Consider the following 13,447-nt stretch of genomic DNA (forward strand, 5'->3'; position numbering starts at 1 on the left):
TCGGCGCGAGCGTGTGCTGCGCGCCTGTGCCGGAGCGTAGTCCAAAGCCTTGGCTCCGAAGCGTGCGGAACGATCCCACGCCAACGGAGCCCTTCAACGACATCCGACTGCGAGTACTAGTAAGCCATCCGGATTCGCACTATCGTCGGACATGGCGACCTACCACCGGTCGGACGAAAGAAGATAACCATGACGGAATCGGCTAAGCGCTTCGCTGACACATCTAGGGGTCGGGAATGGCTGAGAAACTTCCCGGAATCAGATCGCACAACCGCGACTCTTCTGCTCAACAGCATTACGTACTATTCGGACAACCAGTTTCGAGCAGAAATGAAAGCCCTGCTCGTCTCCACGATTGCAGCCAGCGATAGAGCACCAACAGCCGTATTCCCGATTCATAATCTAAGAAAAACCAGTTCCGCTCATTTTCTGGGATGTGCCGGCTACCACGAGTCGGACGAATGTAAGACTGAATCACTATCAGGTAGCGAGCTTGTAGTCCTTAACATCCTTCAAAAGCTCTCGGTGCCACTCAACCTTCGCGTGTCGCCCAGACCCGATGAGATGTACAGCGATCGAATCCGACGCATCCTTCTCGTGACAGACCAGATAATAACGGGGCAAGAAGCGGAACTCTACCGAGAGTTTGTGATGCGTAATCCGCGGATTCGGAGTTGGACCTCATTAAGGTGGACAACTGTCGAAGTCGTGAGCCATTCCATCTCAGACTCAGCACTATCCCGCCTCGGCCAAGCCGGTCCCATTCACTTCGAGCATGTTGCGAAGACGTTCAATAACGCGGGATGGACCGAAAGCGAACAGGCCGCAGTTCGTGACCTCTGCTTTCGATCCACGCCAGCTTCGAAAGAGCCCCTCGGTCGCGGTGATGCCGAATCTCTCCAGGCCTATGGACACACAGTCGGTAACGGCCTACCGGCAATTCTTCGTCAGACGAAACGAAAGGGCGGCGGCTCCTGGACCCCTCTCCTTCCGTACGATCGAGGTTATGGCTTCGAAACAGCCGAACTGAACGCGATTGAGAAAATCGATCGCCCCTTGGACGGGATCGCCGCGCGCCCGAAGCATCGACCCGGCCTTCGTCGAACTCAAGTCATCCGTAAGACCCTTGAACTCAAAACTAGTCGCGAGAGGTTCGGGAAAAACGCTCAACCCATCGGTATCCTTCTGGCAAGCATTGACGCGGGCAACCACACCGCGGCGGAGGTAGCAGATGCAGCAGACATGTCCACATCTAGATTCATCGCGATCGCGAGTCTCGCCCATGAGTACGGTCTCGTTGCTGGCTACCCTCAATTGAGGGTTGAGATCGGGGCCGGCAAGTGGAGCGGACCTTCCCAGCTATCGCTGACAACGGGAGGCAAAGTTGCCCTTCGTCGGCTTCGGATGCTTGGTACTCGCTTAACCCAGCGCGAGCAGAGACGGCGCTCTTCCACCTCCGGGAGCAGCACGAAGAAATCAAAGTTTGCGCCGAACAGTGAACCGTACTACCCTCAATCCTTAAGGTGAGGGGATCCCGCGTTAGTCAAGAGTCGGTACCGTCGGTATCGATCGCCCCTAGTAGTTGAAGGGGAGCCTTGCGGCCGCTTCGAATCGGAGATTCGGAGCGTGGAAAATCTCCCGCTTCCGGAAGGATCGCAGCACCCGCTTCCCCCTCGAAGACTCGGGACGCGCGCGCTGCGTTGCCCCTCCGGGGCTATGACCAAAGGTAACGATGGAATCCCCTCACCTCTACCGCCGCAACGCTCCGACCGATACGGAAGCCTCCGTGATCGATCGAGCGATTCAACTGATGTCGCTGCAATCTCGTAGCGGGGCGACTCCAATCCTGACCCTTAAACACCTCGCCGTGCAGTCTGGAGTTCGACTTTCGTTCCTTGAGCGCATCGCTGACCGAGAGTTAGACGCTTACGACGTTCACGAAGTGAAAAAACGCGGGCGTTCGTCGAAGCGGCTTATAGCAGCACCGCACGACGAGCTTTTGCGGGCACAGCGGTGGCTGTTGGATAACGTCTTCGCTCACGCGTCAATTCATAGCGCCTCATACGCGTATCAAACGGGACGATCAGCCAAACTTTGTGCACAACAGCATCTTGGTGCACGGTGGGCAATCAAGCTGGATGCCAAAGATTTTTTTCATCAATATGATGAATTTCAAGTCTTTAACCTTCTGAGAGGGTTCGGGTACTCTCCTCTGGTGAGGTTGGAAATTGCGAGGATTTGCACACGGCATGTGAGCACAGATCAGGATTGGTTGCCCGACAAATACAGGCAACCAACGCGTCTGCGGAGCATCCCAGAGCTACCACCCGCTGAATACATGTGGAGCGGACCGGATCTGATCGACGTAGAAGCATATGCACATCTCCCACATTCCCAAGGTCGCCGCCTCGGGTATCTGCCCCAAGGCGCCCCCACAAGCGGGGCTATTTCAAATGCTCTAGCATATGATCTGGATCAATCTTTCGAAAAGCTTGCGGAAGCAAATCGAATGACGTATACGCGATACGCAGACGACATCTTCCTATCCTCATATTCGATATTCGAACGCCCCAGTGCCGAGCAAATTGTGCATCAAGCACACTCAATCTTTGAGCAGCATGAACTCCAACCGCATGCAAGAAAGTCGCGAATCTTGACTCCGGGTCGCCCCATTGAGCTACTCGGTATCCGCGTTGACGGGGAATCAACTCAGTTACCGAAAAGGATCAAGTCCAAGATCGAGTTTCATATTCGAGGAGTAGAATCTTTCGGGGTTCACGTCCATGCAAGTCATTCTGGATTCCGCGAAGGCCTTGGCTTCGTGAATTACTTAGAAGGAATGATTCGCTACGCAATCAACATCGAGCCGGAGCGCGGCCGTCGTTGGAACAGGAGACTTCGGCATGCACTGAGCGGCCGCGTATGAGGACTCTTTCCCTCCTCAACCCTCAGAGCGCGGCTGATTTCGCGCTCGAGGAATCAGGTGACCGTGAATGGCTAGTTCACACATGAAATCCCAGCTCCGAAGGAGTTACGACTGCTCTCGGAACCATCTGGTCGGCTCAATCAAACACGGAGCGCCCCGATGGCATCTTCGAATGACAACAGGGCGCTCCGACAGCGGTGACAGCGGTTCGTCGTTCGGCGAATGGTGGAGATGGGGGGAATCGAACCCCCGTCCATCGCTGCAATTCGACGTCTTCTACGGGCGTATCCGGATAGTTCGTTCTGCTCGGCCCCGTCCTTTGCTACCGGCTTCTAGGACGACGGGCCCAGTCTCAGCGCAAGTCCCGCACGGCCCTGAGGCGCAACCGTGCAGCAAGTCCTCTGGATGACGTCGGGATCAGGTTAGAAGACGGTCACCTGGCCGACGGACTTCATGTGCTGGGCTGCTTACGCAGCGAGAGCGAAGTCAGTGCGCTTGGAATTGGCACTTGTTGTTTTCCACGGATCGTTTACGAGATAACCGTGGGTCCTCGGCCCGCTTCCCGTCGGCACACAGGCAATGTCGAAACCGATCATCCCCATGCGGGCCGGACGTGCGAGCCGCTGTCACGCTGTTGAGTTGCCAATGCCCCTGTCGGAGCAGTCCCTCAGTCTAGCCGAGGAGGTGCGTCGGCGCTACTCTCCGACGCGGTTCCGGGTGCGCATCGCCCGCTCGGCCTCACGCTTGTCGGTCTTCTCGCGCAGGGCCTGGCGCTTGTCGAACTCGCGCTTGCCCTTCGCGACGGCGATCTCGATCTTGGCCCGACCGTCGTGGAAGTAGATCTGCAGCGGCACGAGGGTGTAGCCGCCCTGCGCCGTCTTGTGCGAGATCTTCACGATCTGCTGCTTGTGCAGGAGCAGCTTGCGCTTGCGTCGGGGCGAGTGGTTGTTCCACGTGCCCTCGGTGTACTCCGGGATGTGCACGGCGTCGATCCACGCTTCGCCACCGTCGATGTAGGCGTACCCGTCGACCAGGGACGCACGCCCCATCCGCAGGGACTTCACCTCGGTACCGGACAGGACCATGCCCGCTTCGTACGTGTCCTCGATGAGGTAGTCGTGCCGGGCGCGACGGTTCGTCGCGACGATCTTCTCCCCGCGTTCCTTCGCCATGACGACTCCTCTCGATGGTGACCGGTGCAGTGCGCTGCGTGGGTGGTTCCGCGCAGCCCTACAGACTACTCAACACGAAGCGGGCGGCGCACCTTCCCGGCGCGCCGCCCGTTCGCGGACGCTGTGCTGCGTCAGACCTTCAGGTACCGGCGGATGGCGATCGACGCCGATGCCGCGGCGAGGAGCACCCCGATCACGATCACCGCGGGGACCACGATGGCCGCGTCCCCCATGCCGATGAACGCGGTTCCGCTGAAACGGACGGCCAGGAAGTTCCGGACGAAGAACCACACCACGGCGGTGATCGCACCACCGGCCAGGACGGCTCCGATGGCGGCGGCGATCACCCCCTCGAGCACGAACGGTGTCTGGATGAACCTGTTCGACGCCCCGACGAGCCGCATGATGCCGAGCTCTCGCCGTCGACTGAACGCGGACAGGCGGATCGTCGTCGCGATGAGCAGCACCGCGGCCACGAGCATGAGCGCCGCGATGCCGATCGCCGTGAACGACGAGGCGTTGAGCAGGTTGAAGATCGGTTGCAGGTAGCTGCGCTGGTCGCTCACGCTCTGCACGCCAGCCACCTTCGACAGGCTCTCGACCAGGACGTCGGCCTGCGACGGGTTCTTCAGGTTCACCCAGAAGGTCTCGTTCAGGTACTCGGGCTTCACGAACTCGGTCGCGGCCGATTCCTTGAACTGCTCCTTGAACCGGGTGAAAGCCTGGTCCTGGTCCTCGTAGTACACCTTCTCGATGTACGGCTTGAGCGTCGACGAGTCGAGCTGCGCCTGGACCTGCTCGCGCTGGTCGTCGGTGGCCTTCGCGCCGGTGCAGTTACCCGTGGTGTCGGTGTCGGTGCACAGGTAGACGGCGACCTGCGCCCGGTCGTACCAGTACCCCTTCATCTGGTTGATCTGCATCTGGAGCAGGATCGCCGTGCCGACGAAGGTCAGGGAGATGAAGGTCACGAGGACGACGGAGACGACCATCGACGCATTGCGTCGCAGGCCCGAGCCGACCTCGGACATGACGAGCCCGAGCCTCATCGGATGAGCCCCGGGATGGTCTGGATGCCGGTGGTGTTGGACACGGTGCCTCGCTGGATCGGGACGGCCTGGGTCTGGTAACCGCCGGACTGCTCGTCGCGCAGGACGGTGCCGTTCGAGAGCTCGATGACCCGACGCTGCATCTGGTTCACGATGCTGGCGTCGTGCGTCGCCATCAGCACGGTGGTGCCTCCCTGGTTGATGCGTTCGAGGAGCGCCATGATGCCGGCGGACGTGGTGGGGTCCAGGTTCCCGGTGGGCTCGTCGGCCAGCAGGATCGCCGGCTTGTTCACGACGGCGCGGGCGATGGCGACACGCTGCTGCTCACCACCGGAGAGTTCGTGCGGCATGCGGGAGGCCTTGCCGGCGAGACCGACGAGCTTCAGCACGTCGGTCACGGCCTCGCTGATGAAGCCCTTGCTCTTGCCGATGACCTGCAGCGAGAACGCCACGTTGTCGAACACGTTCTTGTTCGGCAGCAGACGGAAGTCCTGGAAGACCACCCCGAGGTTGCGGCGGAAGTACGGGACCTTCCGCGATGCCAGGGACCCGAGGCGCTGCCCGAGCACGTGGATCTGCCCGCTGGTGGGCTTCTCCTCCTTGAGCACGAGGCGCAGGAAGCTGGACTTGCCGGAACCGGACGCGCCCACGAGGAACACGAACTCGCCCTTGAGGATCTCGAGGGTGAGGTTGTCGAGCGCCGGACTCGGGTTGCCCGAGTAGACCTTGGTGACCTGGTCGAATTTGATCATGACCGGATCAGGGTAGGTCGCCCCGCTTGGAAAGCAAGCGAGGCGCGCGGCTCAGGAACCCCTACTCGGCAGCGGATTGCTTGCGCCAGCGGATGCCCGCGTTGATGAAGCCGTCCAGATCGCCGTCGAACACGGCTGAGGGGTTGTTCACCTCGTGCTCCGTCCGGAGGTCCTTGACCATCTGGTACGGCGCCAGGACGTAGGAGCGGATCTGGTCGCCCCAGCTCGCCGTGATGTTGCCGGCGAGTTCCTTCTTCTTCGCGTTCTCCTCTTCCTTCTTCAGGAGGAGCAGGCGCGACTGCAGCACGCGCATGGCGGCCGCACGGTTCTGGATCTGCGACTTCTCGTTCTGCATCGAGACGACGGTGCCGGTCGGGATGTGCGTCAGGCGCACCGCGGAGTCGGTCGTGTTGACGGACTGCCCGCCGGGGCCCGACGAGCGGAACACGTCGACGCGGATGTCATTCTCGGGGATGTCGATGACGGCGGTCTCCGGCATGAGCGGGATGACCTCGACAGCGGCGAAGGACGTCTGGCGCTTGCCGGCGGCACCGAACGGCGACATCCGGACCAGGCGGTGGGTGCCGGCCTCGACCGAGAGCGTGCCGAACGCGTGCGGGGCGTCGATCTCGAACGTCGCGGACTTGATGCCCGCTTCTTCGGCGTACGAGGTGTCCATCACCGTGGTCTTGAAGTTGTGCTGCTCGGCGTACCGGAGGTACATCCGGAGGAGCATCTCGGCGAAGTCCGCCGCGTCGACCCCACCCGCGCCGGCGCGGATCGTGATGACCGCCGGACGGTCGTCGTACTCACCGTCGAGGAGCGTCTGCACCTCGAAGTCGCCGATCATCTTCTGGATCGCCTTGAGCTCGGCGAGCGCTTCGTCGGCGGACTCCTGGTCGTCGCCCTCGTTCGCCATCTCGACCAGCACCTCGAGGTCGTCGATGCGCTGCTCGGTGTCGGTGATCTTCTTCAGCTCCGACTGGCGGTGCGAGAGCGCGCTCGTCACCTGCTGCGCGTGGTCGACGTCGTCCCAGAGGTCCTGGGCCCCGGCCTGCTCGCTGAGGTCGGCGATCTCACGCTGCAGGCGGTCGACGTCGACCACCGAGCGGATGTTGCCGAAGGTCTCGCGAAGGGCGGAGAGCTGCTCGGTGAAGTCCAGTTCGACCATGGTCATCGATCCTACCGGCGCGAGTCCGACTCGGCCGACCGGGAGGCCCGGTGCGGGTCCGCCCCGCTGGTCGCGGTCTTCGTCCGCCAGCCTCGCACCCCCGCCCCGGCCCCGTCATCCGGGTCTCCGGTGCGACCTGGCGATCGCGTACCGTCGCAGCCGCACGCCACCGCGGCGCTCGGTCGACAGCAGGACGGCGTCGTAGTGCTCCAACACCCCGATGGAGCCGTCGTTGTCATCACGGCAGACGGCGATCACCGGGTCGATCCCGACGCGCGATGCGTGCGCGAGCACCTGGCCCAGCGCCCAGGTCGCCACGCCTCGGCCCCGCGCCGACGGGCGGATCCCGTACCCGACGTGGCCGAACCGCTGCACGCCGGCCGCGTCTCCCGGCGCCCGGAGTGCGATCCCGCCCAGGACGCGGCCGTCCTCGACGATCCACCAGAGCGCCCCGGGTCTGGCGTGCAGTCGGCCGACCCAGGTGCGGAACCCGTCCTCGTCGCCGACGTCGTCGTGGGCGGTGATCCCGAATCCGTCCTCGTGCACGCCCGGCCCCCACTCGGCATGCGCTTCGGCCCATGCCTCGTACAACGCCGTCTGCGGCCTCACCAACTCGAGCATGTCCAAGTATCACAACGATGCGGGTCGGTGGCGATCCCCTCGTGCGGATCCGACGCCAGTCGCTTCCGGGGTCGCGCGCGCCACCCGCACCGACCGTGACCCGTAGAGTCGAGAGACTCTCGACGTCAGGATCCGAACGATGACCAGCCCCGCAACCGACCCAGCCGGAGCCGAGCGTTGGGCAGCCGCCGCCCGGCTCGCCGACGGCCAGAGTGACGATGGGCTCCGCCGTCGCCGGACGCGCGCGTTCGTGTGGGTGGGGGCACTCGTCGTGGTCTCGTGGGCGGTCGGGGTGGTCCTGGCACTGGTGCTGGCGCCGGCCACCGAGAGCAACCACGCGAGTGGCCACGATGGCGTGCAGCTGCTCGTCCAGCTCCTGCTGTTGCTGCTCGGGCTGGTCGTCGGCATCGTCGGTTTCGTGTGGGCCTTCCGCTCCGGTCACTACGTCACTCGCTGGCGTTCAGTGAGCAGCCCGCTCTCCCACGCGGAGCAGCGGTCGGTGCGGCGTCAGATCGCCGGCAAGGAGCCGATCGACGACGAGCACGCGGACATCGTCGCCGCGGTGGCCGCGCAGAACCGTCGAGCCACGCTCGGGATCCTGCCGATCTTCGGCGCCGTGATGCTGTTCGCCGCCTCGACAGCGGTGAGCACGGACAGTCTGCCCATCAAGCTGATCGAGCTCGTCGCGTCGTTCGCGGTGGTGCTCGGGCTCGTCCAACTGGCCGTGCAGTACCGACGAGCCGGGCGGTTCCTCTCGGAGCGCCCCGTCAGCTGACGTCGTCCGGCTGGCCGCCCGCACCGCTCGACCGGCGGCGTCGGCTCCTCAGGACCAGCACGAGAGCGACGAACGACGCGGCGCTCCCGAGGAACACCCCCGCTCCGACCCACGCCGTGATGGACGTGCCGTGCCCGAAGAGCGCGTTGATGAGCATGCCGAGTCCGACAGCCACGCCGGTGAGCAACACCGCGCACGTCGGTTCGAGCCACGGAGGCGACAGGAGCGAGCGTCGGTCGACCGGGAAGCCGCGGTCCAGTCGAGCACGCGCAGCTCGCTCGCGGTCCTGGATCGTGATCCCGATCATCGGCCCCCAGAACGCCACCGTGGCCTGGCTGCCGCCGGGATCGACCAGGATCAGGATCGCCAGCGTCGCCACCGCACCGCCGAGGTACCACCAGGGGAAGACCCGACGGATCGGGACGGCCCAGCGGCTGTCCCGCCGGGTGCCGTTCCGCGGACGGTGCTCAGCGCCACTCGTTACCACGGTCAGCGCTCCCGGCGCAGCCCTCGGATGAGCAGGGCGGTGCACACCAGCATGGTGCCGGAGACCAGCACCGCGGCCCCGAGGACGGCCGTCGGCGTACTTCCTGCGGACACGAGCAGCACGATCCCGATGAGCGCGAGCGGAGCACCGACGAGCAGACCCACCAGGTCGGCACTGCCCTGTGGTTTCGGAGTGGTCACGGGCTCAGGCTACCGGCGGACGTGCGTCCACCTCGTCGCTCCCGGTGAGCACTTGCGCAGTGCCGTCACCTACCCGAGACCGCGCGACCGCCAGTGCCTGCTCAGCCGACGCGAGGAGCACCGGATCACTGGCCTGTCTGAGCGCGACGGCGAGTGTGAAGTCCTCGACGGCACGGTCAACGTTCCCGGCTGCGAGCAGCGCCTTGCCTCGGTGTTGCCGCATCGTGGCCTCGCGAGTCGTGCCGATGCACTCGGCGACGAGGAGGTCGTACTCGCGCACTGCAGCGCGAGTGTGGCCGAGGTCACGGTGGCAGTCGGCCCGCAATGCTCGGACGCGCTGCGTCGAGGCGACCCGTTCGAGGCGACGAAGCGCATCACCAGCCTTGCCGGTCCACAGCAACTCGATCTCCTCACGGAGTGGGTCGTCTGCCAATCCTGCGCGGAACGCAGCGAGGTCGGTGATGACCGGACGGAGATCGGTGGACCGGATCCGCCATCCGGGGCCGCCCTCGACGTCGTGCGTGGCGCCCGTCCCCCGAGTGTGCGGCCTTCGAGGTTCCGGGATGCCGGCTGTCATGGGCGGCGTCAGCGTCGCAGCCGAGATCGCCGGTGTCCCACCTGGGCACTGACCAGGACGACGACCGCGCAGACGAGGGTGACGAACCCGAAGGGCCGCGATCCCGGGAGGGTGAACAGCGCGACCGAGACCCCGAAGAACACGATACCGAGCAGAGCGAAGACGACCCACACGGCGGATGATCGAAGCATGCCCGGAGTCAACCACTACCGCCCGAGCAGCGGCTCCCTCGACGCCATCCCCGCGGCACCGGCCCGAGCGACCGCATCGGGCAGTGCCGTCAGGAACGCGTCGACGTCGGCATCGGTCGTCGTGTGGCCGAGCGTGATCCGGAGCGCACCACGAGCGTCCTGCTCCGACAGCCCCATCGCGAGCAGCACGTGCGACGCCTCGGGCACACCGGCCTGGCACGCCGACCCGGTCGACACCGCGACCCCGGCGGCGTCGAGCAGGAACAGGAGCGAATCGCCCTCGCACCCGGGGAACGTGAAGTGCGCGTTGCCCGGCAGCCGGTCGACCGGGTCCCCCATCAGCACCGCTGACGGCACGGCCGCACGGACCCCGGCGACCAGGCGGTCCCGCAGGGCGACGAGCGACGGGTGCGGCATCGGTTCGGCGACGACGGCACTGGCCGCCACACCGAAGGCCGCAGCCGCCGGGGCGTCCTGCGTGCCGCTCCGCACCTGCCGCTGCTGCCCACCACCGTGGATGAGGGGTTCGACGGTGGCCTTCCGCCCGAGCACGAGCGCACCGATACCGACGGGCCCGCCGACCTTGTGCGCGGAGACGCTGAGGGCGTCGAGGCCGGACCCGGCGAACGACACCGGCACCTGCCCGTAGGCGGCGACCGCGTCGCTGTGCACGGGCACGCCGGCGGCGTGGGCGAGCTCGACGATCCGTGACACGGGCTGGATGGTGCCCACCTCGTTGTTCGCCCACAGGAACGTGACCAGGGCGACGTCCGAGGCGTCGGCGAGCCGCGCCTCCAGTCCGGCGAGGTCGACGCGACCCTGCGCGTCCAACGGGACCACGTCGATGACGGCACCCTCGTGCGTCTCCAGCCAGGTCAGGGTGTCGACGGTGGCGTGGTGCTCGCCGCCCGGGACGACGATGCGGGGCCGCTGACGGTCGCGCTGGCGAGCCCAGAACAGGCCCTTCACGGCGAGGTTGATGCTCTCGGTGCCGCCGGAGGTGAACACGACCTCCACCGGATCGGCGTCGAGTGAGCGGGCGACGACGGCGCGGCCGTCCTCGAGCAGCATCTTGGCGCGCTGACCGGCGCTGTGGATGGACGACGGGTTGCCGACGGTGCCCAGGGCATCGGTGAAGGCGGCGAGCGCCTCCGGCAGGATCGGCGTCGTCGCGGCGTGGTCGAGGTAGACCGACAAATGCACCCCCTGGATCGAGCAGTGTCCAGGATACGCGCCGGTCCTCGTACCCTTGTCGCGTGCACGAGACAGCGATCGACCTGACGCCGGGGTTCTCCCTGGGCGGGACCGTCCCCCGGTTCACCCTGCGGTCCGCGACGGCGACGGGCGTCGTCCTGGTCGTGGCGAGCGCGGGGAGCGCCGACGGAGCCGACCCCTCCGACGTGCTGCCGACGCGGTACGCGCTCGAGCGGGTGCCGGACACGGACGTGTGGACCGGCGAGGTCCCCGGGATCGTGCCCGGCGACCGCTACCACCTGCTCGTCGACGGGCCGGTGGGGCCGCGGCACGAGTTCGACCCGACGCGTCCGTTGCTCGACCCGTACGCGCGGGGCATCCTGCCGACCGGCGACGACGAGGCGGCCGGCCCCCGATGGACCAGCGTGGTCGTCGACGACGCGTTCGACTGGGGCGGCGTCGTGAAGCCGCAGGTCCCGCTCGACCGTGCCGTCGTCTACGAGGCGAACGTCCGCACCCTGACGGCCGCGAACCCGCACCTGCCGGAGCACCTGCGCGGCACGTACGCCGGGGTCGCCCACGAGAGCACGATCGCGCACCTGCACCGCATCGGCGTCACCACGCTCGAGTTGCTGCCCGTGCAGGCGTTCGACACCGAGCGGTGGCTCCGCGATGCCGGCCGGCAGAACGCCTGGGGCTACAACACGCTCGGGTTCTTCGCCCCGCACGCCGCGCACGCCTCGGCACCGGCGCAGCAGGAGGGCGCTGACGCCGTCCTGCGCGAGTTCAAGGGCATGATCCGGCTGCTGCACGAGGCCGGCATCCAGGTCGTCCTCGACGTCGTCTACAACCACACCGCGGAAGAGGGCCTGGGCGGTCCGACGACGAGCCTGCGCGGCATCGACGGTGCGAACCGCTACCGCTGGGCGCAGACCGACCCGCCCCGTCGGGACACCTACTACGACACCACCGGGTGCGGGAACACACTCGACACCTCGGTCGAGGCGACTGCAGACCTCATCCTCGACAGCCTGGTGTACTGGGCGCGCGAGGTGCAGGTCGACGGGTTCCGCTTCGACCTGATGGCCGCCCTGGCCCGCGACGGCGAGCACCGGTTCGACCCGTCGCACCCGCTGCTCGAGCGCATCCGGAACCACCCCGACCTGCAGGACACCCTGGTGATCGCCGAGCCGTGGGACGTCGGACCGGACGGCTGGAAGACCGGGGAGTTCGGCGCAGCCGGCCACCGCACGAGCGAGTGGAACGACGGGTTCCGCAACACGGTCCGGCAGTTCTGGCTCACCGACATCGCCGAGGAGCGCCGCACCGGCCTGCCGCAGACCGGGATCGGTGCGCTCGCCGGAGCCCTGACCGGCTCGCGTCACGTCTTCGGCGCCGATCGCGGCCCGCTGGCGAGCGTCAACTTCGTCACCGCGCACGACGGCTTCACCCTGCTCGACCTGGTGTCGTACGACGGCAAGCACAACGAGGCCAACGGCGAGGACAACCGCGACGGTTCGAACGACAACCGCTCGTTCAACCACGGCATCGAGGGCGACACCGCCGACCGCGGGGTCCGTGCCGCGCGCGGCCGGTCGATGCGCAACCTGGTGGCGACCCTGATGCTCTCCGCCGGGGTGCCGATGCTCACCGCCGGCGACGAGCGGAGCCGCACGCAGCACGGCAACAACAACGCCTACGTGGTGTCCGACGACCTGACCCCGGTGGACTGGTCCGACGACGAGGACGCCGAGACGATGACCGAGGCCGTCGCCGCGCTGGCCCGGTTCCGGCAGGCGCACCCGTCGCTCCGCCCCACCCGCTTCGGCGTCGAGGGGCAGGAGACCCCCGGGGCCTCTCGCATGTCCTGGTACGGGCCGGACGGGCACCCGATGACGATCGAGGGCTGGGACCAGCCGGTGCACCGCGCCCTGCAGTACTTCGTCGAGTCGACGCCGGAGCACGAGCCCTTCGACCGCGTCCTGGTGGTCGTGCACGGCAGCGGCCGCACCCGCGACCTGACCCTGCCGGTGCGCGAGGACGTCCTCGGGTACCGCCTGGCCTGGTCGAGCGAGAAGCACCGCGACCACGAGCGCCTCCGTCCCGCCGGGCAGGTCTTCACCGCCTACGGCCCCGGCATCCACCTGTTCGAGGTGGCGTAGCGCCGAGCGGGCGGGCGCGGCCCGGCGTCGCGACCGGGTGGCGGACGGGAGGCCCGTGGCGGCCCCGCCACGGGCCTCCCGTCCGGTCCTCAACAGGCTCCACGGCGCGCCCGGCCCTCCACAGCGGGCCGATTCCGGGGAACGCGGAGCCGCTCGCCGGGTAGCGTCGCTTC

The 13,447-nt window shown here is 66.3% G+C and carries 14 protein-coding genes and 1 other RNA gene; 4 read left to right on the plus strand and 11 right to left on the minus strand.

What is annotated here, in order from left to right:
• Window positions 1-189: 189 nt before the first annotated feature.
• A complete protein-coding gene (locus tag DEJ21_RS17935) occupies window positions 190-1,527 on the plus strand; it encodes a hypothetical protein (protein ID WP_146247705.1) in 1,338 nt (445 codons plus the stop codon).
• A gap of 259 nt (window positions 1,528-1,786) precedes the next feature.
• Window positions 1,787-2,926 carry a reverse transcriptase family protein gene (locus tag DEJ21_RS05805; RefSeq protein WP_181435795.1) on the plus strand — a complete coding sequence of 380 codons (1,140 nt, stop codon included), beginning with the start codon at window positions 1,787-1,789 and terminating at the stop codon, window positions 2,924-2,926.
• Between the two features lie 223 nt (window positions 2,927-3,149).
• Here DEJ21_RS05805 and ssrA read toward each other — a convergent pair.
• The 6 genes from ssrA to DEJ21_RS05840 all read right to left on the minus strand — a co-directional run bounded on the left by ssrA (window position 3,150) and on the right by DEJ21_RS05840 (window position 7,676).
• Window positions 3,150-3,526, minus strand: a transfer-messenger RNA (tmRNA) gene (gene ssrA / locus DEJ21_RS05810).
• Window positions 3,527-3,621: 95 nt separating this feature from the next.
• Complete coding sequence (smpB, locus tag DEJ21_RS05815) at window positions 3,622-4,098, minus strand: SsrA-binding protein SmpB (RefSeq protein ID WP_027465851.1); 477 nt, start codon at window positions 4,096-4,098, stop codon at window positions 3,622-3,624.
• A gap of 131 nt (window positions 4,099-4,229) precedes the next feature.
• Window positions 4,230-5,144 (minus strand): permease-like cell division protein FtsX, encoded by a 915-nt coding sequence (gene ftsX, locus DEJ21_RS05820; RefSeq protein WP_111224007.1) that lies wholly within the window; start codon window positions 5,142-5,144, stop codon window positions 4,230-4,232.
• Window positions 5,141-5,896, minus strand: a complete 756-nt coding sequence (gene ftsE / locus DEJ21_RS05825; RefSeq protein WP_111023996.1) for a cell division ATP-binding protein FtsE — start codon at window positions 5,894-5,896, stop codon at window positions 5,141-5,143. The genes ftsX and ftsE overlap by 4 nt, the downstream gene beginning before the upstream one ends.
• 61 nt (window positions 5,897-5,957) lie before the next feature.
• Complete coding sequence (gene prfB / locus DEJ21_RS05830) at window positions 5,958-7,067, minus strand: peptide chain release factor 2 (RefSeq protein WP_071244840.1); 1,110 nt, start codon at window positions 7,065-7,067, stop codon at window positions 5,958-5,960.
• A 114-nt stretch (window positions 7,068-7,181) separates the two neighbouring features.
• Window positions 7,182-7,676 carry a GNAT family N-acetyltransferase gene (locus tag DEJ21_RS05840; protein WP_214564971.1) on the minus strand — a complete coding sequence of 165 codons (495 nt, stop codon included), beginning with the start codon at window positions 7,674-7,676 and terminating at the stop codon, window positions 7,182-7,184.
• A 151-nt stretch (window positions 7,677-7,827) separates the two neighbouring features.
• Here DEJ21_RS05840 and DEJ21_RS05845 point away from each other — a divergent pair, with 151 nt between their 5' ends.
• A complete protein-coding gene (locus DEJ21_RS05845; RefSeq protein WP_111224009.1) occupies window positions 7,828-8,463 on the plus strand; it encodes a hypothetical protein in 636 nt (211 codons plus the stop codon).
• Here DEJ21_RS05845 and DEJ21_RS05850 read toward each other — a convergent pair.
• From DEJ21_RS05850 to DEJ21_RS05860, 5 genes are read right to left on the minus strand one after another with little or no spacing between them, the layout of a single operon-like run.
• Complete coding sequence (locus DEJ21_RS05850) at window positions 8,456-8,950, minus strand: hypothetical protein (protein WP_111224010.1); 495 nt, start codon at window positions 8,948-8,950, stop codon at window positions 8,456-8,458. The two genes, DEJ21_RS05845 and DEJ21_RS05850, sit on opposite strands and share 8 nt — an antisense overlap.
• Before the next feature lie 2 nt (window positions 8,951-8,952).
• The gene (locus tag DEJ21_RS17940; protein WP_128780060.1) at window positions 8,953-9,150 is read right to left on the minus strand and encodes a hypothetical protein; all 198 of its coding nucleotides are present in this window, start codon (window positions 9,148-9,150) and stop codon (window positions 8,953-8,955) included.
• Between the two features lie 4 nt (window positions 9,151-9,154).
• Complete coding sequence (locus tag DEJ21_RS05855) at window positions 9,155-9,727, minus strand: hypothetical protein (RefSeq protein ID WP_111224011.1); 573 nt, start codon at window positions 9,725-9,727, stop codon at window positions 9,155-9,157.
• Window positions 9,728-9,735: 8 nt separating this feature from the next.
• Entirely contained in the window at window positions 9,736-9,918 is a 183-nt protein-coding gene (locus DEJ21_RS17945; RefSeq protein WP_146247706.1) for a hypothetical protein, read from the minus strand.
• 15 nt (window positions 9,919-9,933) lie between these two features.
• Entirely contained in the window at window positions 9,934-11,115 is a 1,182-nt protein-coding gene (locus tag DEJ21_RS05860) for a cysteine desulfurase family protein (protein WP_111224012.1), read from the minus strand.
• Window positions 11,116-11,174: 59 nt separating this feature from the next.
• Between DEJ21_RS05860 and DEJ21_RS05865 the strand changes: the two genes are divergently transcribed.
• Window positions 11,175-13,274, plus strand: coding sequence for a glycogen-debranching protein (locus DEJ21_RS05865; protein ID WP_111224013.1), 2,100 nt, complete (start codon window positions 11,175-11,177; stop codon window positions 13,272-13,274).
• Window positions 13,275-13,447 lie beyond the last annotated feature (173 nt).

It is taken from the genome of Curtobacterium sp. MCSS17_006, from assembly GCF_003234215.1.
Taxonomy (GTDB): Bacteria; Actinomycetota; Actinomycetes; order Actinomycetales; family Microbacteriaceae; genus Curtobacterium; species Curtobacterium flaccumfaciens.